Source organism: Agriterribacter sp., assembly GCF_035445465.1.
In the GTDB taxonomy this organism is placed as follows: domain Bacteria; phylum Bacteroidota; class Bacteroidia; order Chitinophagales; family Chitinophagaceae; genus Agriterribacter.
On the sequence record NZ_DAOMQT010000056.1, the window covers coordinates 1 to 26,143 of the forward strand.

Below are 26,143 nucleotides of genomic sequence, written 5' to 3' on the forward strand. Positions count from 1 at the left end.
TAATTTTTAATATATTTATTTACCAAAACCAAAATTTCAAATCAAAAATGATGAAGCACACACTCAGATTTATGGTAGCTGCTGTTTTACTGTGCAATGTTGCTTTTGCGCAATCAGTAGATGAAGGAAGGAAATTCTTTTACTACGAAAAGTATAATAGCGCAAAAGAAACCCTTGAAAAAGCGCTTGCAGCGAAACCCGGTGATGTGGATGCCGCTTATTGGTTGGGGCAAACATTAATTGAGTTAAATGATATTGCAGGTGCGGCAAAAGTGTATCAAACGGCTTTACAGGCCAAAGGCAGCGATCCTTTATTGCTGGTTGGCATGGGGCACGTTGAACTGCTTGAGCATAAGGGCAACGATGCACGTCAGCGCTTTGAAACCGCCATTAGCCTTACGAAAGGTAAAGAGGTGAATATTTTGAACGCAGTGGGCCGCGCTAATGTGGATGCGGCCGATGGGGACGCAAAATATGCCATTGAAAAATTAAAGCAGGCTACAGAGGTGAAACGGTTTAAGGAGCCTTTTGTATACATTAATATGGGCGATGCATACCGGAAATTATTAGATGGCGGCGCGGCGGTAACAGCCTATCAGAATGCACTTTCGCTTGATCCTAACCTGGCAGAGGCGGAGTATAAGATCGGTAAAATTTACGTTACACAGGGACAGGAGCAGGCCGGCATATTTCTGAAACATTATGAAGCGGCTTTAGCGCTTGATCCGGCTTATGCCCCGGCTTATTATGATTTATATACCTATTGGTATTCACGTGATGTAAATAAAGCAAGGGATTATTTCGCAAAATATAAGGCAAATACCGATTTCACGCCTTCTGTTGAAGCAGAAGAGATCAGCCTGGTATATGCTTCGGGCGACTTTAAAGGTGCCATTGCCAGGGCAGATGAAAAGTTACAGAAAGAAGGGGATAATGCCAGTGCCAAACTGTACCGCGTAAAAGCATACGCGTACGATAAATTAGGCGACTCCCTGAATGCGCTGCAAAATATGGAGTTGTTTTTTTCTAAAGGAGATTCGTCACTGTTTTTGCCCGACAACTTTGTGAAAATGGCGGAAATATCGGCCAAATTCCCCGATAAGCTGGAACAGGCCGACAGCTATTTTGATAAAGCCATCCAAATGGACACAGTTGTTAAAGAAAGGGTTGCTTTTGCAACCGCGGCAGCTAATATGTACAAGAAAATTGACAACAGGGCAAAATCAGCCGATTGGCTTACCAGGATACTGTCTATAGATACCGGCTATGGTAAATTAGATCTCTATTATGCAGGTTGGGAGAATTTTTATGGCGAAAAATATGAAACAGCCGACAGTGTGTTCAATTTATATAAGCAAAAATACCCGGATGATATGCAGGGATACTATGGAGGATTCCGTACAAAATGGATGGCAGATACCAGTGCCGTAGCTTCAGGAATACCTTCTGTTGCACCTGTTGAAGATGCTAACAGGTTCATTGAAATTGCAGGCGTTGATTCCGTAAAGTATAAATCTTCTTTAATGTTAGCCTATGGATACCTGGCAGGTTATAATGCCAACACGCTGAAAGAATACGAGAAGGCAATATATTATCTCGATAAAATGATCAGCCTTGATCCTAATAACATTGATGCAAAGAACAACAGGGATATCCTGCAAAAAGCATTAGACCGGCCACAACCCAAAGCAGGAGCGGCTAATAAAAGCAGCAGCACGGCGGCCAAGCCACAAAAGAAATAGGTAAAAGAAGCTTTAAATACAATGCCCCAAAATCAATACTGGTTTTGGGGTTTTATTTTTTTAAATAATGGTTATTAGGTAATGCTGCCTTATTTTTGCGGTTGGATTAAAGCTACACTATACAGGAAACGGAAATTAGCAGTTCCGTCTTGCAAATAATATATGCTGCTCTTCCGTTTACTGTTGAAAAAGTAATCTTAAGACGAGAATGATACCTTATTTTTTACTTCAGTCCCTTCCGGCGTCTTCGGCCACAGATGTAAATAATTCATTTAATTACTTTCCTATTGTGCTGCAACTGCTTTTTGCGGTTGGGTTTGTAGTGGTTATGATGGGCGTAACGCATTGGCTGGGTCCAAAAAGGCCCACAGCCGAAAAGCTGGAGAATTTTGAAAGTGGCATCGAAATCAGTGGAAATGCCCGCCAGCCGCTTGCAGTTAAATATTTCCTGGTAGCTATATTATTTGTATTGTTTGATGTGGAAGTGATCTTTTTTTATCCCTACGCGGTAAATTTCAGGGAGTTGGGCTGGGAAGGCTTTGTGGCTGTGCTTGCTTTTGTTGGCTTTTTTCTGGCGGGATTTTACTATATTATAAAAAAGGGCGCCCTGAGATGGGAAGATTAGTAGCAGTTGATACTTTAAATTTTTAATTATGGCACGTCCGGTTCGGTTTAATATAACACCTAAAGAAAGAGATCACGGGGGATATATTGGTATAGCAGATGCTCCTGAAGGATACACAGGCGAAGGTTTTTTTACTACAAAGCTCAGCGAAGTAGTTGGGCTGGCGCGTAAAAACTCACTGTGGCCGCTGCCATTTGCTACTTCCTGCTGTGGTATTGAATTTATGGCCACCATGGGAGCGCATTATGATTTCGGCAGGTTTGGCTCAGAAAGGATGGGGTTCACCCCCCGCCAGTGCGATATGCTGATGGTAATGGGCACGATAGCAAAAAAAATGGCTCCTGTGTTACGACAGGTGTATATACAAATGTCGGAGCCCCGCTGGGTAATAGCGGTAGGCGCCTGTGCATCCAGCGGTGGTATTTTTGACAGCTATTCCGTATTGCAGGGTATAGATCAGATCATTCCGGTAGATGTTTATGTACCCGGTTGCCCGCCCAGGCCCGAAGGCATATTAGACGGTGTGCTGGCCCTGCAGGAACTGGTAGGCAAAGAAAGCATCAGGAGAAGGAACGGAGAAAAGTATCAGCAGCTAATGCTGAGTTACGGGATACAGTAATATTAGGTGGTAAGGGATAAGGAGTAAGGGGATACAGGAGTTCCGCACCATGTTGAAAACAAAAGGATCATTATAAAGATTTTAGATGGAGTTAACCAACGATCATATTAAAAAACGGTTATTAGAACAGTTTGGCGATGAAGCGGCCAACTTCACAGAACCATACGGTATGCTTACGTTTGAGGTGCCCAAAGCGCTCAATCTTAAGGTGCTTCAGTTTTTATATGATGATCCTGAATTGGGGTTTCAGTTTCTTACTGATCTGCAGGCCGTGCATTACCCCGATAATAAGGGCAGGGAACTGGCCGTAGTATATCACCTGCACAATATCAGGGATAATGTACGCATACGCTTTAAAATATTTACCGCTATAGAAAAGCCGGATGTATATACCGCCACGCAGTTGTATGCATGCGCAAACTGGATGGAAAGAGAAACCTATGATTTCTTTGGTGTTAATTTCGTTGGTCATCCCGGTCTTAAACGCATATTGAACGTAGAAGAAATGGATTATTTTCCGATGCGGAAAGAATACCCGCTGGAAGACCAGACAAGGGTTGATAAAGACGATGAAATGTTTGGCAGATAAGATGATGAGGGCGCGATTTAATCAATACAAGAAAATGCCCGTAAGGGTAATGTATGACAGAAGACGTATTACAATATAGCAGCGAACAAAATATAAAACTGCCCGATGGTTCCATTGAAAAGCAAACCACCACGCTTAACCTCGGGCCCACACACCCTGCAACGCATGGCGTTTTTCAGAATATCCTGGAAGTAGACGGGGAACGGGTTGTATCGGCCGAGGCAACGGTAGGCTATATCCATCGCGCATTTGAAAAAATTGCAGAACGGCGGCCCCTCTACCAGATCACCACATTAACCGACAGGCTGAACTATTGCTCAAGTCCTATTAATAATATGGGCTGGCACATGACCTGTGAAAAATTGCTTGGCGTGGAAACGCCGAAACGCGTAGATTACCTGCGCGTTATTATTATGGAGCTGGCCCGGATAACCGATCATGTTATCTGTAATTCGGTGATAGGGGTAGATTCGGGTGCGCTTTCGGTATTCCTGTATGTAATGCAGTACCGCGAGCTGGTATACGAAATCTATGAAGAAATTTGCGGATCGCGGCTCACCACAAATATTGGCAGGATAGGCGGGTTTGAAAGAAATTTTAATGCTACCGCCTGGCAAAAATTAGACAAGTTTTTAAATGAGTTTCCTGCTGCTTTAAAGGAATTTGAAAACCTGCTGCAGCGCAACAGGATATTTATAGACCGTACGGTGGGCGCCGGGCCAATAACCGCTGAACGGGCGCTGAACTATGGCTTTACCGGGCCTAACCTGCGGGCATCGGGTGTAGATTACGATGTAAGGGTGCACACCCCTTATAGCAGCTACCAGGATTTTGAATTTAATATCCCCGTTGGCACTACGGGCGATGTGTACGACCGCTGGCTGGTGCGTAACCAGGAGATGTGGGAATCCTTAAAAATTATACGGCAGGCATACGAAAAGATACAGCAGTTCAAAGGCGCGGCATCCGAAGTGTACCATGCCAATGTGCCGGAATATTATCTTCCTCCTAAACAGGATGTATACACGAAAATGGAGGCCCTGATCTGGCATTTTAAAATTATTATGGGGGAAACCGAGATCCCGGCTGGTGAAGTATATCATAGCGTGGAAGGTGGTAATGGCGAGCTGGGCTTTTATCTTATCAGCGATGGCGGAAGAGCGCCTTACCGGCTCCACTTCCGCAGACCCTGCTTTATTTATTACCAGGCATATCCGGAATTAATTAAGGGTTCCATGCTTGCCGATGCCGTAGTGATAATGAGCAGCCTGAATTTGATTGCAGGAGAAATGGATGCATAGAAAATGTGAAAATGTGGACGGTCGGTACGCGACGAAGGAGCGTCAGACCGCATACAGGACTTTGAAAACCAAACCTGCCGGCCGCAAGGTTGGCTTGAAAATTTTAAAATGGAATTTTCGGAAGAAAAATTAAAAAAGGTAAGCGAGATCATTGCGCGTTACCCCCAGGGGAAACAAAAAAGCGCCTTATTGCCGGTGCTTCACATGGCACAGGAACAGTGGGGCTGGCTGAGTACCGAAGCCATGGACTATGTAGCTTCTTTGCTCAGCCTGGAACCTATTGAAGTATATGAGGTAGCTACTTTTTATTCGATGTATAACCTGAAGCCGGTAGGTAAATACCTGTTTGAAGTGTGCCAAACGGGGCCCTGCATGATCAATGGCAGCGATGATATTATTGCTTATATTGGCGAACGCCTGGGTATTAAACCGGGTGAAACAACTTCCGATGGTTTGTTTACATTGAAAACAGTGGAATGCCTTGGAGCATGCGGGTATGCGCCTATGATGCAGTTGGGAAAACATTATAAAGAACATCTTACCAAAGAAAAAGTAGATACAATTATAGAAGATTGCAGGAAAAATGCCGCGGTAAATAATTAGTGCTGAGTCAAACGTGAAACCTGCCAGCCGGCAGGCTGTTGTGAGAAGTGGTGAATGGTGAGAGGTGAAATAAAAAATTAAACGATCTAAAGTATAGTATCGTTAATTATAATATGAGTAAAAAATTATTATTAGAACATGCGGGAGTTGAAGGTATCCGCTATTACGATGCCTACCGTAAAAATGGCGGCTATGCCAGCGTGGAAAAAGCGTTTAAGGAAATGACGCCGGAAGCTGTTGTGGAAGAAGTGAAAAAGAGCGGTTTACGCGGCAGGGGTGGCGCGGGTTTTCCTACAGGTTTAAAATGGAGCTTTATTGCCAAACCAGAAGGTGTTCCCCGCCATTTGGTATGTAATGCCGATGAAAGCGAGCCGGGCACTTTTAAGGATCGCTACCTGATGGAATTCATTCCGCACCTGCTCATAGAAGGACTGATCGTTAGCTCATTTGCCTTAGGCAGTAACGCCACTTATATTTATATCCGCGGTGAATACGCATGGATACCCGATATACTGGAGCAGGCAATTGCAGAAGCAAAGGCAAATGGTTTCCTGGGAAAAAATATATTAGGCTCCGGTTTCGACTGTGAGATATATGTACATCGCGGGGCAGGGGCATATATCTGCGGAGAGGAAACGGCACTCATCGAGTCGCTCGAAGGCAAAAGAGGTAATCCCCGTATTAAACCCCCGTTCCCGGCAATAAAAGGCGCGTGGGACAGGCCCACCGTGGTTAATAATGTAGAAACCCTGGCGGCTATTGTGCCGGTTATTAATATGGGTGGCGAAGCCTATTCAAAAATTGGCGTAGGGCGCTCAACCGGCACCAAGCTGATATCGGCCTGTGGTAATATCAACAAACCCGGTGTGTATGAAATTGATATGACCATCAGCGTGGAAGAATTTATTTTCAGCGACGAATATTGCGGCGGTATGGCCAACGGTAAAAAGCTGAAAGCCTGCATACCGGGTGGTTCTTCCGTTCCTATCTTGCCGGCTAATTTATTATTAAAAACCGCTAAGGGCGAAACGCGCTATATGAATTACGAAAGCCTGAGCGATGGTGGCTTTGCTACAGGCAGCATGATGGGAAGCGGCGGCTTTGTGGTGCTGGATGAAGACCAGTGTGTAGTAAAGCATACCTATACCCTGGCCCGGTTTTACCGTCATGAAAGTTGCGGGCAGTGCAGCCCCTGCCGTGAGGGAACGGGCTGGATGGAAAAGATTTTAAAGAATATAGATACGGGCAAAGGAAAGATGAGCGATATAGATTTATTGTGGGACATACAGGGTAAAATTGAAGGCAATACCATTTGTCCGCTGGGCGATGCGGCTGCATGGCCGGTGGCGGCGGCAATACGTCATTTCCGCGATGAGTTTGAATGGCATGTGCTTAATCCGGAAGAATGTTTGAGAAGAAATTATGGACTGGCGCATTACGCTGACCCGAGGGAAGTGGCGGTGTAGTTTCACGCAAAGGCGCAAAGGATAAATAAGCCTTAGGACTAACCTGAAAAGAATAACACCAAAATATGACAGAAAATAAGCTGTCAAGATTGATTGTTAACCTGTGTTACAGAGCGGATGTGATCATTGATAATAAAGTATTGATTGATTGAAATCTATTGAAACTTTGGCTCCTGTACATTTCAGCCAGGTAAAAACTTATCTGAAACTGACTGATATAAGGCTGGGGCTTTTGGTAAACTTCAATGTTGTTTTAATTAAAGATGGTATTCATAAAATAGTCAATAACTTATAAAACTTTGTGCCTTAGCCTCCTTTGTGGCTTTGCGTGAAACATAAACTATGGCTGAAGAAAAAAAAATATTCAGGGTTACTATTGACAACATCACCGTTGAGGTAGAGCCGGGTACCACCATCCTCAATGCCGCAAGGCAAATTGGAGGTGAGGTAACGCCACCCGCTATGTGCTATTACTCCAAATTGAAAGGGAGTGGTGGTAAATGCCGCACCTGCCTGGTGGAAGTGGCAGCCGGCTCAACGGCAGACCCGAGACCCATGCCCAAATTAGTGGCATCGTGCAGAACCACCGTAATGGATGGCATGATCGTTAAAAATATTACCAGTGAAAAAGTATTGGAGGCGCGAAAAGGCGTAGTGGAGTTTTTGTTGATCAACCACCCGCTGGATTGCCCTATTTGCGACCAGGCCGGCGAATGCGATTTGCAGGATCTGAGCTATGCGCATGGAACGGAAGGCACCCGTTTCGAGTTTCAGAAAAGAACATTCATAAAACATAACCTGGGGCCCTACATTCAACTGCACATGACAAGGTGCATCCTGTGTTATCGCTGTGTATACGTAGCCGACCAGCTAACCAATAAAAGAGTGCATGGCATATTAGACAGGGGAGATCATGCAGAGATTGCCACACATATTGAAAAAGCGTTGGATAACGATTTTATAGGCAACGTAATTGATGTTTGCCCTGTGGGCGCTTTAACAGACCGTACCTTCCGTTTTAAAAACCGGGTATGGTTTACCAAACCCGTAAAGGCACACCGCAATTGCAGCAAATGCTGCGGTAAAGTACATGCCTGGCTAAGAGGCGATGAAATACTGCGCGTTACCGGCCGTAAAGACCAGTGGGGCGAAGTGGAAGACTGGATTTGTAATGAATGCCGGTTTGAAAAGAAAGATATCCATGATTGGGAAATTGAAGGGCCTGCTGAAATTAACCGTCATTCGGTAATATCCCAGGGGCATTATTCCGGGAAGGTGGGAACAACAAAGCCCAATGAAACCTTCAGCAAAATAATGAAGGGCAGGCAGCCCAACCTGCTAATGAATATACACAATGTAAGTGAGGTGAACCCGCCGGAGCTTAACCTGGCAGCCATACCGGGCCCGGCACATTCCAGCGATTTTAAGAAAAAGAAAGAGATAAATGACAAGCCGTCACCGGCGCAAAGTGAAAGCTAAATGAGAAAAAAGAGCCAACCGGCGGTGAAGCAGCTAATCCTGTAAAGCATGATTCAACCAATTGACAGATTATCTGAATATAAAACGTATGACATTACTCGCTTTTGATTGGGCTTTTACGTTGGAAAAAGCGATATTGATCGCCATTATCATTACTGTGTCATTAGTAGTGGCCATGTATGCTACTTATGCCGAACGAAAAGTGGCCGGCTTTATGCAGGACAGGCTTGGTCCTAACAGGGCGGGTCCATTCGGACTGCTGCAGCCGCTGGCGGATGGGTTGAAATTATTTTTCAAAGAAGAGGTGATCCCCAGTAACTCCAGTAAATTTTTGTTTATCCTCGGCCCTTGTTTGGCCATGCTAACTGCTATGATGACCTCGGCGGTAATACCCTGGGGCGGCAAAGTGGAACTGGGCGGGCGGATCGTTGATTTGCAGGTAGCCGACATTAACATCGGCATCCTGTATATTTTTGGCGTAGTAAGTCTGGGTGTTTATGGTATGATGATAGGAGGATGGGCAAGCAATAACAAGTATTCTCTGATGGCGGCACTACGGGGTGCCAGCCAGGCTATCAGTTACGAACTGGCAATGGGACTTTCACTTATTGCATTGCTTATGCTTACAGGATCGCTCAGCTTAAGAACCATCACCGAACAGCAGATACAGGGTAACTGGTGGAATATCGTTTACCAGCCCTTAGGTTTTTTCCTGTTCTTTGTTTGTTCACTGGCAGAATGTAACCGCGCTCCTTTTGATTTGCCCGAAGCGGAAAGCGAACTGAATATGGGATATCACCAGGAGTACTCCTCTATGAAACTGGGCTTTTTCCTTTTTGCTGAGTATATCAACATGTTCATCAGTTGTACTATTATAGCTACCTTATTTTTAGGCGGGTATGATATGCCTTTTGTTGATGAAGCAAAGCTTTCGGGCATTACGGCGCTGTTGGTTGGATTGCTGGCGTTATTCGGCAAAACCTTCATTCTTATTTTTATTTTCATGTGGATAAGGTGGACCTTGCCGAGGTTCCGTTACGATCAGCTGATGAATTTAGGATGGAAGACGTTAATTCCGCTGGCACTGTTGAATATGGTGATCACCGGGGCGGTAGTGCTGCTTATGATGAAATAGCATTGAATTAGTTGGGTGGTATAGCTGATAAAAATACTTTTGTACAACTTTTAAAACTTCCTTTACGGAAGAATCAAAGGAGCAATTATGGATGCGTTAACTCAAAGAGCCAAAATGGTAGACCGGAGGCCGATGAACTGGCTCGAAAGGATATATCTGTGGGAGATATTTAAGGGGATGGCTATTACGCTCAAACATTTCTTCAAAAAGAAAGTAACCATACAATACCCCGAGCAAACCCGTCCCTTTAGCCCGGTATTCAGGGGTCTGCAAATATTGAACCGTGATGAAGAAGGCCGTGAAAGATGCACTGCCTGCGGGCTTTGCGCAGTAGCATGCCCGGCGGAAGCCATTACTATGGAAGGAGCCGAACGTTTGCCCGGTGAGGAGCATTTATACAGGGAAGAAAAATATGCGGCCAAATATGAGATCAATATGTTGCGCTGTATTTTTTGCGGGTTATGCGAAGAGGCCTGCCCTAAAGATGCTATCTATTTAAGTGAAACCTTTGCACCTGCCAATTACAACCGCAAGAGCTTTATTTATGGCAAGCCCGATCTCCTTATCCCCGATCCGGTTACCCGGCCGGAAGAATATGCCAGGGCAAAAGGACTTATAGATAAAAAGAAAAATCTTGCCCTGAAACATACCAAAACGAACGAATTAAAATAATGGGAATAACACAGCTTCTTTTCTGGTTCCTTACTGTATTAACACTTGGCAGTGCGCTGATGGTTATTTTCAGCAAAAATCCTGTATACAGCATACTTTGGCTGATCGTAACATTTTTTGCTATTTCCGGGCATTATGTATTACTCAACGCGCAGTTCCTGGCCATTGTAAATATTATTGTTTATGCAGGCGCTATTATGGTGCTTTTTCTTTTTGTAGTGATGCTTATGAACCTTAATATGCCCCCTCCGCTACTAAAAAAGAAGTGGCTCACCTTTGCGGGTGTACTATCCGGAGGCAGCCTGCTGCTGGTACTGGTAGCCGCTTTAAAAGATACAGAAGCTATGCGCCGTGAAGTGGAAATGCAAACAGGAGATATTGGGCTGATCAATAATTTGGGAATGGTATTGTTTAAAGATTATATATTGCCCTTTGAAATAAGCAGTGTGCTTTTTTTAAGCGCAATGGTTGGGGCAGTAGTGATAGGGAAGAAGAGTTAATGGTTAGTGGTACGGGGTAAGTGGTAAGTGAAGCGCATTTTGTAATATAAACCCTGAACCCTGAACCCTGAAACTTGTAACCTGTAACCTGAAACTTGCAACCTGAAACTTGTATAACGAATATGACCATCAATCATTATATATTTTTATCAGTGGCGTTGTTTTGCATCGGCATTATAGGTGTATTAACCCGCCGCAACATGATCATTATTTTTATGTGTGTTGAGTTAATGCTGAATGCGGTTAACCTGTTGCTGGTGGCATTTTCAAAAATGCATTACTTGTCTGCCTCTGCTTTTGATGCGGCCACGAAAGCGGGAACAGACGCGCAGTTGTTCGTGTTTTTTGTAATGGTAGTGGCCGCAGCCGAGGTAAGTGTGGGGCTGGCGATTATTGTAATGATGTACCGTAATACGCATTCCATTGACGTGAATTTTTTGAACAGACTAAAACATTAAATGTACAGGTGATAAATCAAGGCTTTCTTCATTTATCTGCTGTACCTGATCTGATATGAGTAAATTAGTTTACCTGGTTCCTCTCTTTCCGCTGATCGGTTTTCTGATCAACGGTCTGGCAAGGAAAAGCTTATCCAAATCGCTCACCGGCATCATTGGCAGTGGGGTTATACTGGCTTCTTTTATTATCAGCGTTATCCTGTTTTTTGAGGTAAAAGCGGGGCACACCGGCGTTGTACAGCTTTTCGACTTTATTTCCATTGGTTCATTGCAAATACCCTTTGCTTTCCAGGTAGACCAGTTGTCTGCCATTTTTATGCTTATCATAACAGGCGTGGGTTTTTTGATTCATGTATATTCAACTGCATACATGCATGAAGAAACCTCCGCTCATTATGCCCGGTACTTCTCCTTTCTTAATCTTTTTGTGTTTTCCATGCTGTTGCTGGTGCTTGGCGCCAACTATCTCATTATGTTCATTGGCTGGGAAGGTGTAGGCCTGTGCTCTTACCTGTTAATAGGCTACTGGTTTAAGAATAAGGATTTCAGCACTGCGGGCAGAAAGGCTTTCATTATGAACCGCATTGGCGACTTCGGTTTCCTGCTGGCGGTATTCTGGATGATCCAGCATTTTGGCTCTTTAAATTTTACAGATGTGCTGGGTAAGGCAGCCGGCATGCCATTAAATGATACTACGCTGGTAGGCATAACCCTGCTGCTTTTTCTGGGTGCGGTTGGCAAAAGCGCTCAGATACCTTTATATACCTGGCTGCCCGATGCCATGGCCGGCCCTACGCCCGTATCGGCGCTCATACATGCCGCCACCATGGTTACCGCCGGTATTTACATGATAGCAAGAAGTAATATTTTATATACGCTCGCTCCCACCACGCAGGGAGTGGTTGCTGTAATTGGGCTGGCTACCGCTATTTTCGCGGCAACTATTGCATTAAAACAAAATGATATAAAAAAAGTGCTGGCTTATTCTACCGTAAGCCAGTTGGGCTATATGTTTTTGGGTTTAGGGGTGGGTGCGTATACCGGCGCAGTATTTCATGTAATGACGCATGCTTTCTTTAAGGCGTTATTGTTTCTTGGCGCCGGCTCTGTTATACACGCTATGCACCAGGAACAGGATATGAGGAAAATGGGCGGACTGAAAAAGCAATTACCCATTACGCACTGGACTTTTTTAGTAGCCTGTATTGCCATTGCGGGCATTCCGCCGCTGAGCGGCTTCTTTTCAAAGGACGAGATTTTAGCCGCGGCGTTTTCTGTAAATAAAATCTACTGGATCATTGGTGTGCTGGGTGCGGTGCTCACCGCGTTTTATATGTTCCGGCTGTACGCCACAACTTTCCTCGGAAAGTTCAGGGGAACACAGGAGCAGGAACAGCATCTGCATGAGGCCCCTAGGGCGATGACCTGGCCGTTGATCATTCTTGCAGTACTATCTGCCGCTGCAGGGTTATTGGGCATCCCGGCAGTATTGGGTGGCACACATGAGCTCGAACATTTTCTTTCGCCTGTTTTTGCCGGTTCTGTTGCACTGCAACATGCTCCTCACCTGGACCATGCAACAGAGTACCTGCTCATGGGTGTTTCCGCGGGCTTATCGGCGCTTGCCATACTATACGCGATAAGCCGGTTCAGCAAAAAACCGGATATGGAGCCTGCAACAGGTTTTGGCAAAGTGCTGGAAAATAAATGGTATGTAGATGAACTCTATAATGCGGTTATTGTTCAGCCATTGCGCCGGTTATCTTTACTATTGAACAATGTAGTAGAAAAACTCGGAATAGACGGCATGGTAAATGGCGTAGGCAAACTCGTTAACTATGGCGGACGCCAGTTACGGCTGCTGCAAAACGGACAGGTGGGTGCGTATATTTTGATGATGGTGGTGGCATTGTTGATTTTATTTATTATTCAATTGTTTGTACTGTAAGCTATGAACCCTAATGACGTTTTAATTACATTCCCGGAATTGCTGATATGGTTCCCCCTGCTGAGCGGGCTGGTAGCTTTTTTTCTAACGAAAGGCGGTAAGGCAAAACGATGGGCGCTTATTTCTTCTTTTATTACAGTGGCCATTGTAGCTGTCAGTTTCTTTTTTACAGATAAAAATTATTTTCATTTTAATAATGTAAGCTATGTGTGGATGCCTTCCATCGGAAGCAGCTTTGCGCTCATGTATGATGGTATGGGGCGAATGCTGTGTTTGCTGACTGCGCTGGCTTTTCCGCTGGCTTTTTTAACTACGTATAATACCAGCTATTCAAAGCCCAATAATTTTTATGGCCTGATGCTGCTGTCCCAGGCGGGTTTAATGGGTGTGTTTTGCGCTATGGACGCGCTGGTGTTTTACTTCTTCTGGGAACTGGCTATTATTCCTGTTTATTTCCTTGCCTCACAATGGGGTGGTGAGAAACGCATACAGGCAACATTTAAATTTTTTGTATACACTTTTGCTGCATCGCTGTTGTTAATGATCGGTATCATTTATGTATACCTGCATACGCCCGACGGTAGCTTTTCGATTCATTCATTTCTGAAAGCCAAGCTTCCGCCGGGAAAGGAAGAGCTGGTTTTCTGGCTGTTCTTTGCCGCTTTTGCTGTAAAAATGCCTCTCTTCCCTTTTCATACCTGGCAGCCCGATACTTATGAACAATCGGCATCGCCGGTTACGATGATCCTGAGCGGGGTAATGGTAAAAATGGGTGTATTTGCCCTCATCCGCTGGCTGATACCGGTATTCCCTTATGCTACCGTGCAGTTTACGCATATCATCATTGGCCTTTCAGTGGCAGGAATGGTTTACGCTTCCTGCATTGCATGGGTGCAGGACGATCTGAAACGCCTGGTTGCCTATTCTTCTATTGTGCACGTGGGATTAATGTGCGCCGCTATATTTGCACGTAATCAAAGCGGAACCGAAGGCGTAATGCTGCAGATGTTCAACCATGGTATTAATATTATCGGGCTATGGATAGTAGTGGAGCTGATAGAAAAACATTTTGGTACGCGAAAGATATCTGAACTGGGCGGATTAGCATCCAGCGCTCCGGCACTCACCGTTTTTTTAGTGATCATTGCCCTGGCTAATATTGCTTTGCCGCTGACCAACGCTTTTGCAGGAGAATTTTTAATGTTTAACGGACTGTTCCAGTATGGGAAATGGACTACAGCCATCGCGTTAACAACGATAATCCTTTCGGCGGTTTATACGCTCAACATGGTGCAAAAAGTATTTTACGGCAACACCAATAACCTTACCGTTTCAGGTACGGGTATAATAAAAAGAAGCACGGCGGCAGCGCTAACGGTGGTGTTGATCATCATTCTTTTGCTGGGCGTGTATCCTAAGCTGTTATCGGAACTTACAAAAGATACCGTAAATGTATTTATGAACCGGTTAATGGGATTGTAGGGGGAAAGGTAAGATGGTAAGACGGCAAGATAGTAAGATAGTAAGAGGGAGAAGGGGGTATTAAAAAAATGAAATAACAACTCAAAAAGGGTTTATTATAATATTATGAGTTCAATTATATTATCGGCATTATGGGGTGTGGTAATGATGTTCAGTGGAATTTTTCTGAAAAAGAAATCCCTGGCAAAGTATATTGCCCTGCTGGGAATGGTTGCGCTGCTGACGGTTAACTTTCTTGAATATTACAATATCTGGTATATCTACGCAGATATCGGGCAAATGCTGAAATTCACTCCTTTCGGCCAAATTTTCAATGCTACTGCTTTTGCCTGTACTTTACTCTTTTTTATATTGAACGCAAGAGAGTTTGAAGCTATAGGCCCGGATGTATATGAATATTACGCGTTGATCTTTTTTGTGCTTTGTGGCGTAGGCATCGCGGTTTCTTTTAACACGCTGCTGATGCTGTTCCTCGGAATTGAAATCATCACCATTCCCTTGTATATACTGGCAGGCAGCGACAAACGAAACCTTAAAAGCAATGAAGCCTCGCTTAAGTATTTCCTGATGGGTGTTTTTTCTACCGGTATCATGCTCATGGGCATTGCTTTTTTATACGGAGCTACAGGTACTTTTTATATTGAAAGCATGAACATAGGCATTGCAGCGCTGCAGCCTATGATGGTTATCGGCATCGTGCTGCTGATGGTTGCCATGTCATTTAAAGTGAGTGCGGCGCCTTTTCATTTTTGGGTGCCTGATGTGTATGATGGCGCCCCTACGGCGGTTACTTCTTTTATGGCTACCATCGTTAAGGTGGCATCCTTCATGGCATTCCTTCATTTGTTTGATAACGCCTTTGGTAAAATGCATAGCCAATGGCAGTTATTAATTGCCCTGCTTACTGCTGCTACTTTATTTATCGGGAATATTACCGCTGTTTTTCAGCAAAGTGTAAAGCGAATGCTGGCCTACTCAAGTGTAGCGCATGCCGGCTTTATGATGTTTGCATTGTTTGGATTAAATACTTTTGCCCGGGAAGGACTGATACTGTATGCTGCAGCTTACAGTTTAGCAACAATAGGCAGCTTTGCCGTATTGGCCAAAATGAAAGATTTTTCACTGGAGGGCTTTAACGGGCTGGGCAAAACACAACCCCTGCTTGCTTTAACGAATACGGTTTTTCTTCTTTCGCTTACAGGAATTCCGCTAACTGCCGGCTTTTTTGCCAAGTATTATATGCTCATGGGCGCTGTAAAAAACGGTAACCACTTATGGCTGGTGATCTTTGCCGTATTAATGGCTGCCGTAAGCGCTTATTATTATTTCCGTGTTATTCAGTCCATGTATTTTAAAGACGGAAATGCGCAGGTTACAGCGGTTTCTCCTGTTTTCAGGATTACCTTATGTATCACCGCTGCGCTTATTATTCTTTTAGGTGTGTTCCCCAATTTGCTGCTAAAGGGACTGTATTATTAAAAATACCTGTTCCGTTCATCACAAGCCATTTTGCAGATGGAAGATGTATCCGTAATTTTAAGTTACATTATGCACGCATGAATATAAAGGATACCATTGGGCTGGCGTATAAAACCGTTCGTGGCAATAAATTGCGTACCGGCATTACTGTTGCCATTATAGCATTTGGTATAATGGCGCTGGTAGGCATTATCACCGCCATTCAGGCCATGAACTCCAGCTTAAAAGACAGTTTTGCTACTATGGGCGCCAATTCCTTTAGCATCCGCTTCAGGGAAAGACAGATCCGTTTTGGCGACGGCGGCGGCGGGGATGTTACCAAAACCACCAGCAGCACCAATAAAAAAATAAAAAAATCAAATACCGGTAAGCCTATTACCTATGAGCAGGCTAAAGCTTTTAAGCAGCGGTACAATTACCCGGCAAAAGTAAGCATAGGCCTGGGTGGTGTAAGCTCACAAACCATTTTTTTTGAAAATAAAAAAACCAATCCCAATGTGCGTGTGTCGGGGGGCGATGAAAATTATTTTGCCCTGAACGGTTATGAAGTCGAGCATGGTCGCAATTTTAGTCAGTTAGATATTGAAAGCGGCAGAAATGTATGCGTATTGGGGTATGATGTGGCAAACAAATTTTTTGGCGACAGGATAGAAAGGGCATTGGATAAGATTATAAGAGTTGGCGCCAACAAGTTCAGGGTGATAGGTGTTTTAAAGAGCCGGGGGAGCAGTTCCTTTATGCAGGCCGATAATGCGGTATTTACTACCTATAATACCCTGCGGCGTTTATTTACGGTAGGTAACTCCTCCTACTATATAGGCGTGCAGGTAGATAATGTAGACCAGTTGAATGATGCCATTGGAGAGGCGGAAGGCACGTTCCGTCCTATCAGGAATCTTACTACTACCGAACAAAGTAATTTTTATATTGATAAAAGCGATGCCCTGGCCGAAACCTTTATTGGCCTGCTGGGAAGTATTTCATTAGCGGCGGGGGGTATAGGATTTATCACCCTCGTGGGAGCAGCCATAGGATTAATGAATATTATGCTGGTAGCGGTAACGGAAAGAACAAAAGAAGTAGGACTGGTAAAGGCCCTGGGGGGTAAAAAGAAGAATATCCGGCAACAGTTCCTCTTTGAATCTATCCTCATCAGTTTAATGGGAGCTGCCATTGGTATTATACTGGGCATCATTGTAGGCAACTTGGTGGGCATGCTGATGAAGGTGCCGTTTTTTGTGCCCTGGTTGTTGATATTGATAGCTATTCTAATTTGTTCTGCCGTAGGACTGGCGGCAGGCATTTACCCGGCATGGAAGGCTTCTAAATTAGATCCCATTGTGGCGCTGCGGTACGAATAGTGAGTACAATTCACCATCTTTCACTTCTCACGTTTAACACAGCACTATTTCCCCGGATCCAGTATTTTCCCAATCCTGTCATTCACATCCTGCAAATGATACTTGGTCATTCTGTCACCGGTAGCCGGTAATGCCGCTTTTATTTCTGCCTGCAAGGCACGCAGGTTACCCTTAAGCACTGAAATGATATCGCTTTTCCGGGTATCCGTCATAGCTGCAGGGGCGCCAATGCGGAATGAAATGCCCCCTAAAGGAGATACAGACGCCGGGCTGATGATTTGACCAATCCTTTCTACATACGATTTTTGCAGGTTCCGCCGGTAAATGTCAATCGGTTTCCTTGCACTAAGCTCCGTCCATATACCCTGCTTCAGCTCATCCAGCATATCGGCTGCCTTGTAAGCATCATTATGGAGCTCGGCTTCCATGCTCAGCAATTTGCTGATGGTGTTGGTGCTGATGATACGGTTTAAAACAGCTTCCTGCCTGCTGCTCACTACCGATATGCCTGTATTGCCAATGCGGTTAAGGATATCGTTGTTGATAAGCCACTGCGGGGTAACGAACAATTGTTTGATCAAAAAAGCCATTGCTTCTTTCTGAATGGCTTTTGGCGTATAGGCATATACGGGTCCCTGCTGCTCCACTGTTTTTGGCGTTTCATATATGCCGCCAATATTTTTAGCGGCATGCCCCATATACCGTCCGTACTGGGTGGTGAGCTGGTTATATAAGGCGGAAAGGTTTTCATAATCCGCATTCGGTTCCCTGGTCCACTCCATGAGGTTGGGTACAATGCGCTGCAGGTTCTTAATGGCATAGGCGCCTGCTTTCATGGCGTTATCGCCCAGGTCTTCATTTTGAGAGTGCGGATCATCGGCGTTGGATTCGGTGCCGAACCAAAAACGTTTGTCTTTTAGCTTGTCAATGGTCAGTTTGTTTAAAACAGGTATTTCTTCCTCTGGTGTGGCAGCCCCGGGAAACCACCTGTAGCCCCACTCAATGGCCCATTTATCATAATCGCCTATACGAGGAAATAAACCTTTTTGGGAGATGCTGTCTTCTGGCTGCGCCACATAGTTAAACCGGGCGTAATCCATAATGGAAGGGGTATGCCCGTTGGCTTCCACCCATGCTTTATCTCTTAGTTTTTCAACCGGCGTAGAAGAGCTTGAGCCAAAGTTATGGCGGAGTCCAAGCGTATGTCCTACTTCGTGCGATGAAACAAAACGGATCAGCTGCCCCATGAGCTCATCATCAAATTCCATTTTACGGGCCCGCGGGTCTGTTGGGGAGCATTGAATAAAATACCAGTCGCGAAGCAGGTTCATTACGTTGTGATACCAGTTGATATGACTTTCTAATATTTCTCCCGAGCGGGGATCGTGTACATTAGGTCCGCTGGCATTGGCCACAACGGAAGGTTTATATACGATAGCGGAATACCGGGCATCTTCGAGGCTCCAGGTGGAGTCTTCCCAGGGCGCCGGCGCCGGTTTGGCAACGATGGCGTTTTTAAATCCCGCTTTCTCGAACGCCGGTTGCCAGTCGTTAACGCCCTGTATAAGATAGGGAACCCATTTTTTAGGTGTAGCCGGGTCAATATAGTATACGATCTGTTTTTTAGGTTCTACCAGATCCCCCCTTTTGTACTTTTCCACGTCTTCCTCCCTGGGCTCCAGCTTCCAGCGAACGATAATAGAAATATCTTTTACACCCTGGGGGTTAGCGTCAAAATCGGTATAGCGCCTGGCAAAATACCCTACCCTTGGGTCAAAAAAACGTTGCCTGGCAGGTGTTTCAGGAAGCAATACCATAGAGCTGTTGAGCTCAAGGGTATACATTACGCTTTGCGTGGAGCCGGCTGTTGCCGGAGGTCTGGCGGCGGCAAGGCTGCCTGCGCCACCACCTTTGCTGTAAGTTTTTACGGTTTTAATTTCGATGTTAAGCGGGTAGCTTTTTACATCGGTGATATACGATTTGTCTGACTGATAAGCGCCAACCTGGAAAGTGCTTTTAGCATTTCCCGAAAAAAACAATACATCATTATCGCCCGAAATGTAATCTGTAAAATCTATAACGGTTGCAGTGGAATCTGTAGGTAGAACTTTAATATCGAATGCAGCTACAATAGGTAATACGTTGGAGTTATTAACGGCTTTATACATTGCCTGTGTTGAGTCTTTGGATATTTCATCGAAAGAAACCTTTTTGAGGAACAATTTATTATGGGGGCCTTTTTCAAACCGGATCACGTTACTCCCGATCTGGTCGCCGGCATATCCGAAAAAGAAGTTGCGCATACCGGCTGCGGCTTTTGAAATGCGGTTTACAACAAGGATATCCCTCCCTAAAAGGGAATCTGCTATTTCAAAATAATATTTGTCTTCTACTTTATGTACCCAAAACAACCCGCTATCTGTTCTGGCTTTGTTTGTAATAACTTCTTTATAAAGCTGAGGACCTTTTTTAGGAGGGGCAGGAGGAGATGCCGGCGCCTGTGCGGCAGGGGCAGGTGCAGCAGGCTTTTTTTTATCCTGTGCAGTCAGGGTTCCTGCCGCGGTAAGCAGCAAACAGGTTAAAATGAATTGTTTCATATACATTGTAAATAATATTTAAGGTTGCGGGATGAAATGACCGGTAACAAAAAAATCATACTGTTTTTACAGGAAGCGGTATTTTGACGGTGCAAATATATTGTTTGCCTAACACAAACGATGCTGGTAACCGTTTGAGGTTATAAAAACAAAATGCAAATCTGTTGTTTGGTATAAGAAATTTGCTATATTGTGCCTCCCAAATAAAACTTTTTCTGCTGGTATTTAAACAATTTAATTTTTTTTTTCAGTAGAATTGTGAATCAAAACCACACACTTTTAAAATTGTAAAATCTTTAATTCAAAAAAACAAGAGTTATGGCTGAAACTAAACCAACCGCGTCTGCTGTGAAGGCATCAACATCAGTTCAACCAAAGGGAGGAGGCAGCAACATTATTTCATGGCTGGCTCCTATTGTATGTATTATTGCCGGGTATATTATCTGGAGATTTATTTTGGGTAGTGCGTCCGGCTTTACCAAGCCTGATCCGGAAGGTGGATTTTGGCCGAGCCATGCAGGCCCTATTGGTGCTTTGCACGGTATTTATGAAGGCGGTATTATCGTACCTATACTAATCGGCATGTTTTTAATGGTAATTGTATTTTCTATTGAACGGTTTCTTACCATCAGTAAAGCATCCGGAAAAGGATCTATTTCTGAATTTGTTAGAAAAGTGCAATATCACCTGGCTAACAAAAATGTAGATGCTGCGCTTGCCGAATGCGATAAGCAGCAGGGTTCTGTAGGTAATGTTATGAAAGCGGGTCTCAGGCGCTATAAAGAGCTGATCACCGATGCTGAACTTACTACAGAACAAAAAGTAGTGGCTATTCAAAAAGAAGTAGAAGAAGCCACCGCTTTAGAATTGCCGATGATGCAAAAAAATCTTGTTTTCTTGTCTACCATCACTTCCGTAGGTACACTGGTAGCGTTGCTGGGAACGGTAATGGGTATGATCCGGTCGTTCGGAGCCTTAGGTGAAGAAGGCGGAGCAGGCGCCGCTGCTGCATTGGCAGTTGGTATTGCTGAAGCATTATATAATACCGCTCTTGGTATTGCCACTTCAGCTTTCGCCCTTATTATGTATAATATATTTACTACTAAGATTGACGGTATTACATATGGTATTGACGAATCAGGATTTACGCTTACACAGAGCTTCGCCTCTCAATATAAATAAGTTGAGCAATGGCGTATGGAATGTGAGCGGTATTGCATCTTAATAAGTCAGTTAAAATATTTGTGAAATGAGTAAAGCTAAAATAGTAAGGAAAAGTACCTGGGTTGATATGACCGCCTTTGTGGATGTGTCCTTCCTGATCCTTACCTTTTTTATCCTTGCTACCAAGTTTAAGCCGGAAGAACCGGTGGAAGTAAAATTCCCCAGTTCCGTTTCGGCCGATAAAGTGCCTGAAATGGATGCGTTTCTGGTAACCATAGATAAGGATGGAAGGGTATTTGTTCAGATGGATGACCCCAATGCCAGGCAATCCATAGCCAATAACTTAAATGAAACCCGGCAACTGGGGCTTAGCCCAGCCAATATCAAGGCTTTTACCAATGCGCCCAGCCTGGGTGTGCCGTTTGCCGGAATGAAAGAGCTGTTGTCTATGGACCCCGAACAGCAAAAAAATGTAAGGCAGCCGGGTATTCCCGTTCCTGATTCTACCGGAGGTGAATTGTATTTTTGGGTAAGGGATGCAAAATCTACCTACGCCGGTAAAAAAATAACCTGGCTGATCAAAGCGGATAGTGATACAAAGTTCCCGGTTGTTAGAAACGTACTGGAAGCTTTTAAGCGAAATGATATCAATAAGTTTCAGTTGGTAACCAAGTTCCAGGATGCTCCCGTTGGCACGCCGCTTTGGAATACAAAGCAGGATATCATTAAAAAAGCCGGCGGCAGTTAATAAAGTTGAACCTATTTAATAATCATTTAAAACCAGTTTTATGGCAGATATAGATGTATCAGGTGGTGGCGGGAAAAAAGGGCCGGGCGTCAAAAAAGCCAAGAAGCTTTCTACCAGGGTGGACATGACCCCGATGGTGGATCTTGGTTTTCTGCTGATCACCTTCTTTATATTTTCCACAACCATGGCACAGCCTACGGCTATGCAGTTGATTATGCCCAAGGATACCGAAAACCTGGACGAACAAACCAAGGTAAAGGCTTCCGGTGCTTTAACGATCATGCTGGGTAAATCAGACGGGTTGTATTATTATGAAGGAGATGATCCTACTAAAATAGAGAATACCAACTACAAAGATGTAAGGGAAGTTATTATCAATAAAAAGAAATCAACCAAACCCGATGATTTTGTAGTGGTAATTAAACCCAATGATGAAGCCAGCTACAAGAATGTAGTGGCCATATTGGATGAAATGGCTATTATTGAAGTGAAGAAATATGCGTTGGTATCTATTTCACCGGTTGAAAATGAATTACTGGTGGCAACAGAAAAAGCCAACAATATTCAGTAAAAGTTTGTGGATTTATGCAAATCCCCGCATCTTAATTTAATTAAAAAAGGTCATCATGGATGTAAGCAAAATACCTGGCGCCAGTCTTCTCGATATTATATTTGAGGGAAGAAATAAATCCTACGGCGCTTATGAACTGCGGTCAAAATATAACAAGAGGCTTACTACCGCATTGATCATTACCGCATCCCTGGCTTTATTTATTGTGCTGGCGTCTTTACTGGGAGAAAAACTGGAAGGGCCTAAAAAAGCAGTAGTAATAGAAGCTAAAGATGTGGAACTGACCAATGTGCAGGAGGAAAAGCCAATAGAACCGCCGCCGCCGCCGCCGCCAAAGCCGCCAGATCCGCCAAAGGTTGAAATGGCCAAGTTTACCCCACCTAAAGTGGTAAAGGATGAAGAGGTGAAGCCGGAAGAAGAAATGAAAGAAATTGAAGAGTTAAAAGAAGCTACCATTAGCACCATTAACCAGGAAGGTGTAAAAGATCTGGGAATAGTTGCCCCCCCTGTTGAAGACAAGGGTGGCGTAGTTGCCGCACCGGTGGTGGATGATGAGGATAAAGTGTTTCAGAAGGTGGAAATTGAAGCCAAGTTTCCCGGAGGAGATAAAGCCTGGGCAAAGTACATTCAACGGGAAATAAACCGCTATATTGATGAATTGCAGGATGCCGGTAAAGCAGGTACCTGTGTAGTTCAGTTCATTGTGGACAGGGAAGGAAATATAAGTGAAGTGGAAGCACTGACCATGAAAGGAACCAAGCTGGCAGAAATTTGCGTAAATGCCATCAAAAGAGGACCCAAATGGACACCGGCAGAACAAAACGGACGTAAAGTAAAGGCGTACCGTAAACAGCCGGTTACTTTCCAGATCGCTGAGGAATAGTAGTTTTTTAATAATCATGTTTATACGATCCCCGTTGTTATCAAACAGCGGGGATTTTTTATGCTCCAAAGAAATCATAAAACAATTTATGGAAAGGCATGAAATCCCTGTCTTATGATATAAACGAATGCTATGGCCGATCTTAACCTTCCGGTACAGGGAAAAGCAAAATACCGCGTTGCCGGAATCAAAACTTTACGCATTGATATGACACCCATGGTGGACCTGGGCTTTTTACTTATTACATTCTTTATTTTTAATACCGTGTTAAACAAACCTACAGCAATGCAACTGCTGCTGCCTGCCGATGGACCGGCTGCACCTTTTGCAGAAAGCCGTACGCTAACGGTATTATTAGGGCAAAACGGCAATACGGTATGTTATGAAGGTTTTGCACAAAAGCCATCCGGTATACACATGATGAACCTGTTTCTTGATCAGGCAGCATTGCGTAATATAATTACAAAAAAGCGGCAGGCATTGGGCAACTAGGCAGCATTAATGGTAATTATTAAACCGGGATTACAAAGCAACTACCGGCAGTTAGTAGCCGCATTAGATGAGATGACGATAAGCGGCATACAAAAATATGCTATGGCTGATATGGATGAAGCAGATAAAAAATTACTGGCGGCTGCACCTTAACCAAATTGTATTTTTGCCGCATGTTGCACACATTTTCAGCATGGGATGATACGATTGTAGCGCTGGCTACTCCCCCGGGTATTGGAGCAATAGGCGTTATACGGCTAAGCGGTGAAAATAGTATTGCTATTGCAGATGCATTATTTACAGGCAAAGACCTGTTGCGCCAGGCCACTCATACCCTGCATGTGGGGATGCTAAAAAATGAAAAAGAGGAACTGGATGAAGTGGTGATATCACTGTACAAAGCGCCCAAATCCTACACGGGCGAAAATATAGCAGAGATCAGTTGCCATGGCTCACCCTTTATTCAGCAACAGATCATAGCGGCCTGTATACAAAAAGGAGCCCGCCTGGCTAAGCCGGGTGAATTTACCCAAAGGGCATTTTTAAATGGAAAGATGGATCTTACCCAGGCAGAAGCCGTTGCGGATGTTATTGCGGCGCATTCCCTGGCGGCGCAACAAACAGCGCTTAAACAATTACGGGGCGGCTTTTCATCCGATTTAAAGGACCTGCGCGACCGGTTGATTGGCTTTGCGGCCCTTATTGAGCTGGAGCTCGACTTTTCGCAGGAAGATGTAGAATTTGCCGACCGCCCGCAACTGGAGCAGCTCATTGCGCAGTTAACGGCCTCTGCCACACAATTGCTATACTCCTTCAAATTAGGAAACGTTATTAAAAATGGGGTTAACGTAGCCATTATTGGCAAGCCCAATGCCGGTAAGTCAACCCTGCTGAATGCTTTGCTCAATGAAGAAAGGGCTATTGTAAGCGACATAGCGGGCACAACACGGGATACTATTGAAGAAGTGCTGAATATTAACGGCGTTTTGTTTCGCCTGGTAGATACCGCGGGCATCCGGGAACATGCTACCGACCGTATTGAAAAGCTGGGTATTGAACGCAGCAGGCACAATGCAGAAAAAGCGGATATTATTATTCACCTTAGAGACCTGACTGATACAGACCAGTCGGGAATTACATGGTTGAAGCCATACAGTGAAAAGGTTATTGAAGTATATAATAAATATGACCAGCTTTCCCCCGCAAATCTTCATGCAAATGCTTCCGGAAAAGATCCGGCGGCGATATACATATCTGCCAAAAATAAAGAGGGCATTGAAGCACTGAAATCAGTGATGTATGAAAAAGCCATAGGGGAAACCATCCAAACCGAGCATACCATTGTTACCAATGCCCGGCATTTTGCCGCCCTGCAAAAAGTGCTGGAGTGTTTGAACGATATTAAAACCGGTATGGATAATAATCTTACCGGGGATCTTTTGGCTTTAGATATCCGCCGCTGCCTGCATTACTTAGGTGAAATAACCGGGCAGGTAGAAATTGATCGCGATATACTGGGAACGATATTCGGGAAGTTTTGTATCGGAAAATAGGCGGGGTTATTTCAGTTAACTTATTTTACCTTCACTTAATTATTTTGCTGAAAAGCAATTGTTTACAAAAGTTAAATTTATTGCATTTTACCGAACTTTCATTGTAGGGTTTGGCCCCATTTGTATCTTTTGCCAAAAAAGGCAATGAGATCGAAGCGAAAAAAATAGGGGTGGCCAAATAGCGACAGCTACAGGCAGTTCTATACAGTTCCAGTCAGTTAGGGGCAGCTCAAGGCAGAGCAACGGTTAATTAACCGGACAATTGACTGATACTTTAACCGCCAAAAACCAGGTAAAATGAGTTCAAACATTCGTGTCAAGAAAATTTTCCAGCATTGCAAGCAGTCATTTATCGCACAAAAAACAGTCACTAAATTTTGCTCTCTCAAATGCGCCGGACGTAATTACAAGAAAAGAAAAAAAGAAGAAAAAATCACCCGGACAATTCTTGAAACCAATGATCAATTACTGAAACAGTCGTTAAGTAAAGGAATACCTACAGTTATGCCTGAAAAGGAAAAACCTAAAGGCGACTGGATCAGTATCGAAGATGTTGCTGAACTGATAGGTGTAGGTGTACGGACACTGTACCGGTTTAAAAGAAAATCGTCGATTCCAAAACATTGCTGTCCGGTAAAAATAGAATAATTCTTTTTTCAAACGGCTGGTTGTGGTT

At 44.2% G+C, this 26,143-nt stretch carries 26 protein-coding genes; 25 read left to right on the forward strand and 1 reads right to left on the reverse strand.

Annotation, left to right across the window (positions count from 1 at the left end; all coding sequences use genetic code 11):
* Nucleotides 1–50 precede the first annotated feature (50 nt).
* From PLE34_RS18410 to PLE34_RS18485, 17 genes are all read left to right on the forward strand, one after another.
* Nucleotides 51–1,742 (forward strand): tetratricopeptide repeat protein, encoded by a 1,692-nt coding sequence (locus PLE34_RS18410; RefSeq protein ID WP_324559276.1) that lies wholly within the window; start codon nt 51–53, stop codon nt 1,740–1,742.
* A gap of 208 nt (nt 1,743–1,950) precedes the next feature.
* Nucleotides 1,951–2,367, forward strand: a complete 417-nt coding sequence (locus tag PLE34_RS18415) for an NADH-quinone oxidoreductase subunit A (protein WP_324559278.1) — start codon at nt 1,951–1,953, stop codon at nt 2,365–2,367.
* Between the two features lie 28 nt (nt 2,368–2,395).
* Entirely contained in the window at nt 2,396–2,986 is a 591-nt protein-coding gene (locus PLE34_RS18420; protein WP_324559280.1) for an NADH-quinone oxidoreductase subunit B, read from the forward strand.
* Between the two features lie 85 nt (nt 2,987–3,071).
* Nucleotides 3,072–3,575, forward strand: coding sequence for an NADH-quinone oxidoreductase subunit C (locus tag PLE34_RS18425; protein WP_324559282.1), 504 nt, complete (start codon nt 3,072–3,074; stop codon nt 3,573–3,575).
* A gap of 53 nt (nt 3,576–3,628) precedes the next feature.
* Nucleotides 3,629–4,876 carry an NADH-quinone oxidoreductase subunit D gene (locus tag PLE34_RS18430; protein WP_324559283.1) on the forward strand — a complete coding sequence of 416 codons (1,248 nt, stop codon included), beginning with the start codon at nt 3,629–3,631 and terminating at the stop codon, nt 4,874–4,876.
* A gap of 108 nt (nt 4,877–4,984) precedes the next feature.
* The gene (gene nuoE / locus PLE34_RS18435; protein ID WP_324559285.1) at nt 4,985–5,479 is read left to right on the forward strand and encodes an NADH-quinone oxidoreductase subunit NuoE; all 495 of its coding nucleotides are present in this window, start codon (nt 4,985–4,987) and stop codon (nt 5,477–5,479) included.
* A gap of 113 nt (nt 5,480–5,592) precedes the next feature.
* Nucleotides 5,593–6,945: an NADH-quinone oxidoreductase subunit NuoF gene (nuoF, locus tag PLE34_RS18440; protein WP_324559287.1), complete on the forward strand. Its 1,353-nt coding sequence runs from the start codon at nt 5,593–5,595 to the stop codon at nt 6,943–6,945.
* A 166-nt stretch (nt 6,946–7,111) separates the two neighbouring features.
* Complete coding sequence (locus PLE34_RS21915) at nt 7,112–7,240, forward strand: GxxExxY protein (RefSeq protein WP_502875890.1); 129 nt, start codon at nt 7,112–7,114, stop codon at nt 7,238–7,240.
* A gap of 47 nt (nt 7,241–7,287) precedes the next feature.
* Entirely contained in the window at nt 7,288–8,424 is a 1,137-nt protein-coding gene (locus PLE34_RS18445) for an NADH-quinone oxidoreductase subunit G (RefSeq protein WP_324559289.1), read from the forward strand.
* Between the two features lie 88 nt (nt 8,425–8,512).
* Nucleotides 8,513–9,559: an NADH-quinone oxidoreductase subunit NuoH gene (gene nuoH / locus PLE34_RS18450; RefSeq protein WP_324559292.1), complete on the forward strand. Its 1,047-nt coding sequence runs from the start codon at nt 8,513–8,515 to the stop codon at nt 9,557–9,559.
* Nucleotides 9,560–9,646: 87 nt separating this feature from the next.
* Nucleotides 9,647–10,231 (forward strand): NADH-quinone oxidoreductase subunit NuoI, encoded by a 585-nt coding sequence (gene nuoI, locus PLE34_RS18455; protein WP_324559294.1) that lies wholly within the window; start codon nt 9,647–9,649, stop codon nt 10,229–10,231.
* Nucleotides 10,231–10,731: an NADH-quinone oxidoreductase subunit J family protein gene (locus PLE34_RS18460; protein WP_324559296.1), complete on the forward strand. Its 501-nt coding sequence runs from the start codon at nt 10,231–10,233 to the stop codon at nt 10,729–10,731. The genes nuoI and PLE34_RS18460 overlap by 1 nt, the downstream gene beginning before the upstream one ends.
* Before the next feature lie 122 nt (nt 10,732–10,853).
* On the forward strand, nt 10,854–11,189 hold the full coding sequence (gene nuoK, locus PLE34_RS18465) for an NADH-quinone oxidoreductase subunit NuoK (RefSeq protein ID WP_324559298.1): 336 nt from the start codon (nt 10,854–10,856) through the stop codon (nt 11,187–11,189).
* Between the two features lie 55 nt (nt 11,190–11,244).
* Nucleotides 11,245–13,137, forward strand: a complete 1,893-nt coding sequence (nuoL, locus tag PLE34_RS18470; protein ID WP_324559300.1) for an NADH-quinone oxidoreductase subunit L — start codon at nt 11,245–11,247, stop codon at nt 13,135–13,137.
* A 3-nt stretch (nt 13,138–13,140) separates the two neighbouring features.
* Complete coding sequence (locus tag PLE34_RS18475; protein ID WP_324559303.1) at nt 13,141–14,619, forward strand: complex I subunit 4 family protein; 1,479 nt, start codon at nt 13,141–13,143, stop codon at nt 14,617–14,619.
* Between the two features lie 105 nt (nt 14,620–14,724).
* The gene (locus tag PLE34_RS18480) at nt 14,725–16,098 is read left to right on the forward strand and encodes an NADH-quinone oxidoreductase subunit N (protein ID WP_324559305.1); all 1,374 of its coding nucleotides are present in this window, start codon (nt 14,725–14,727) and stop codon (nt 16,096–16,098) included.
* Nucleotides 16,099–16,175: 77 nt separating this feature from the next.
* Nucleotides 16,176–17,459 carry an ABC transporter permease gene (locus PLE34_RS18485; protein WP_324559307.1) on the forward strand — a complete coding sequence of 428 codons (1,284 nt, stop codon included), beginning with the start codon at nt 16,176–16,178 and terminating at the stop codon, nt 17,457–17,459.
* Nucleotides 17,460–17,503: 44 nt separating this feature from the next.
* On the opposite strand, the gene PLE34_RS18490 is transcribed toward PLE34_RS18485, so the two are convergent.
* Entirely contained in the window at nt 17,504–20,056 is a 2,553-nt protein-coding gene (locus tag PLE34_RS18490) for a zinc-dependent metalloprotease (RefSeq protein WP_324559309.1), read from the reverse strand.
* A gap of 318 nt (nt 20,057–20,374) precedes the next feature.
* Between PLE34_RS18490 and PLE34_RS18495 the strand changes: the two genes are divergently transcribed.
* From PLE34_RS18495 to PLE34_RS18530, 8 genes are all read left to right on the forward strand, one after another.
* Nucleotides 20,375–21,238: a MotA/TolQ/ExbB proton channel family protein gene (locus tag PLE34_RS18495; RefSeq protein ID WP_324559311.1), complete on the forward strand. Its 864-nt coding sequence runs from the start codon at nt 20,375–20,377 to the stop codon at nt 21,236–21,238.
* A 67-nt stretch (nt 21,239–21,305) separates the two neighbouring features.
* On the forward strand, nt 21,306–21,968 hold the full coding sequence (locus PLE34_RS18500) for an ExbD/TolR family protein (RefSeq protein ID WP_324559313.1): 663 nt from the start codon (nt 21,306–21,308) through the stop codon (nt 21,966–21,968).
* Nucleotides 21,969–22,008: 40 nt separating this feature from the next.
* The gene (locus tag PLE34_RS18505) at nt 22,009–22,539 is read left to right on the forward strand and encodes an ExbD/TolR family protein (RefSeq protein WP_324559315.1); all 531 of its coding nucleotides are present in this window, start codon (nt 22,009–22,011) and stop codon (nt 22,537–22,539) included.
* Nucleotides 22,540–22,594: 55 nt separating this feature from the next.
* The gene (locus PLE34_RS18510) at nt 22,595–23,422 is read left to right on the forward strand and encodes an energy transducer TonB (RefSeq protein WP_324559317.1); all 828 of its coding nucleotides are present in this window, start codon (nt 22,595–22,597) and stop codon (nt 23,420–23,422) included.
* A 132-nt stretch (nt 23,423–23,554) separates the two neighbouring features.
* Nucleotides 23,555–23,914, forward strand: a complete 360-nt coding sequence (locus PLE34_RS18515) for an ExbD/TolR family protein (RefSeq protein ID WP_324559319.1) — start codon at nt 23,555–23,557, stop codon at nt 23,912–23,914.
* A gap of 9 nt (nt 23,915–23,923) precedes the next feature.
* Nucleotides 23,924–24,067 carry a hypothetical protein gene (locus PLE34_RS18520; RefSeq protein ID WP_324559321.1) on the forward strand — a complete coding sequence of 48 codons (144 nt, stop codon included), beginning with the start codon at nt 23,924–23,926 and terminating at the stop codon, nt 24,065–24,067.
* Between the two features lie 20 nt (nt 24,068–24,087).
* Nucleotides 24,088–25,467, forward strand: a complete 1,380-nt coding sequence (gene mnmE / locus PLE34_RS18525) for a tRNA uridine-5-carboxymethylaminomethyl(34) synthesis GTPase MnmE (RefSeq protein WP_324559323.1) — start codon at nt 24,088–24,090, stop codon at nt 25,465–25,467.
* A 297-nt stretch (nt 25,468–25,764) separates the two neighbouring features.
* On the forward strand, nt 25,765–26,115 hold the full coding sequence (locus tag PLE34_RS18530) for a helix-turn-helix transcriptional regulator (RefSeq protein WP_324559325.1): 351 nt from the start codon (nt 25,765–25,767) through the stop codon (nt 26,113–26,115).
* Nucleotides 26,116–26,143: the final 28 nt, after the last annotated feature.

Excerpts from the sequence above, each read along its gene's own strand:
- PLE34_RS18415 (WP_324559278.1), top strand. The coding sequence starts at position 1,951 with ATGATACCTTATTTTTTACTTCAGTCCCTTCCGGCGTCTTCGGCCACA.
- PLE34_RS18445 (WP_324559289.1), top strand. The coding sequence starts at position 7,288 with ATGGCTGAAGAAAAAAAAATATTCAGGGTTACTATTGACAACATCACC.
- PLE34_RS18515 (WP_324559319.1), top strand. The coding sequence starts at position 23,555 with ATGGCCGATCTTAACCTTCCGGTACAGGGAAAAGCAAAATACCGCGTT.
- nuoF (WP_324559287.1), top strand. The coding sequence starts at position 5,593 with ATGAGTAAAAAATTATTATTAGAACATGCGGGAGTTGAAGGTATCCGC.
- PLE34_RS18430 (WP_324559283.1), top strand. The coding sequence starts at position 3,629 with ATGACAGAAGACGTATTACAATATAGCAGCGAACAAAATATAAAACTG.
- PLE34_RS18495 (WP_324559311.1), top strand. The coding sequence starts at position 20,375 with ATGGCTGAAACTAAACCAACCGCGTCTGCTGTGAAGGCATCAACATCA.
- mnmE (WP_324559323.1), top strand. The coding sequence starts at position 24,088 with ATGTTGCACACATTTTCAGCATGGGATGATACGATTGTAGCGCTGGCT.
- PLE34_RS18410 (WP_324559276.1), top strand. The coding sequence starts at position 51 with ATGAAGCACACACTCAGATTTATGGTAGCTGCTGTTTTACTGTGCAAT.
- PLE34_RS18490 (WP_324559309.1), bottom strand. The coding sequence starts at position 20,056 with ATGAAACAATTCATTTTAACCTGTTTGCTGCTTACCGCGGCAGGAACC.
- PLE34_RS18425 (WP_324559282.1), top strand. The coding sequence starts at position 3,072 with ATGGAGTTAACCAACGATCATATTAAAAAACGGTTATTAGAACAGTTT.
- PLE34_RS18530 (WP_324559325.1), top strand. The coding sequence starts at position 25,765 with ATGAGTTCAAACATTCGTGTCAAGAAAATTTTCCAGCATTGCAAGCAG.
- PLE34_RS18460 (WP_324559296.1), top strand. The coding sequence starts at position 10,231 with ATGGGAATAACACAGCTTCTTTTCTGGTTCCTTACTGTATTAACACTT.
- PLE34_RS18505 (WP_324559315.1), top strand. The coding sequence starts at position 22,009 with ATGGCAGATATAGATGTATCAGGTGGTGGCGGGAAAAAAGGGCCGGGC.
- PLE34_RS18485 (WP_324559307.1), top strand. The coding sequence starts at position 16,176 with ATGAATATAAAGGATACCATTGGGCTGGCGTATAAAACCGTTCGTGGC.
- PLE34_RS18500 (WP_324559313.1), top strand. The coding sequence starts at position 21,306 with ATGAGTAAAGCTAAAATAGTAAGGAAAAGTACCTGGGTTGATATGACC.
- nuoH (WP_324559292.1), top strand. The coding sequence starts at position 8,513 with ATGACATTACTCGCTTTTGATTGGGCTTTTACGTTGGAAAAAGCGATA.
- nuoK (WP_324559298.1), top strand. The coding sequence starts at position 10,854 with ATGACCATCAATCATTATATATTTTTATCAGTGGCGTTGTTTTGCATC.
- PLE34_RS18520 (WP_324559321.1), top strand. The coding sequence starts at position 23,924 with ATGGTAATTATTAAACCGGGATTACAAAGCAACTACCGGCAGTTAGTA.
- nuoE (WP_324559285.1), top strand. The coding sequence starts at position 4,985 with ATGGAATTTTCGGAAGAAAAATTAAAAAAGGTAAGCGAGATCATTGCG.
- PLE34_RS18475 (WP_324559303.1), top strand. The coding sequence starts at position 13,141 with ATGAACCCTAATGACGTTTTAATTACATTCCCGGAATTGCTGATATGG.
- PLE34_RS18480 (WP_324559305.1), top strand. The coding sequence starts at position 14,725 with ATGAGTTCAATTATATTATCGGCATTATGGGGTGTGGTAATGATGTTC.
- PLE34_RS18420 (WP_324559280.1), top strand. The coding sequence starts at position 2,396 with ATGGCACGTCCGGTTCGGTTTAATATAACACCTAAAGAAAGAGATCAC.
- nuoL (WP_324559300.1), top strand. The coding sequence starts at position 11,245 with ATGAGTAAATTAGTTTACCTGGTTCCTCTCTTTCCGCTGATCGGTTTT.
- PLE34_RS18510 (WP_324559317.1), top strand. The coding sequence starts at position 22,595 with ATGGATGTAAGCAAAATACCTGGCGCCAGTCTTCTCGATATTATATTT.
- nuoI (WP_324559294.1), top strand. The coding sequence starts at position 9,647 with ATGGATGCGTTAACTCAAAGAGCCAAAATGGTAGACCGGAGGCCGATG.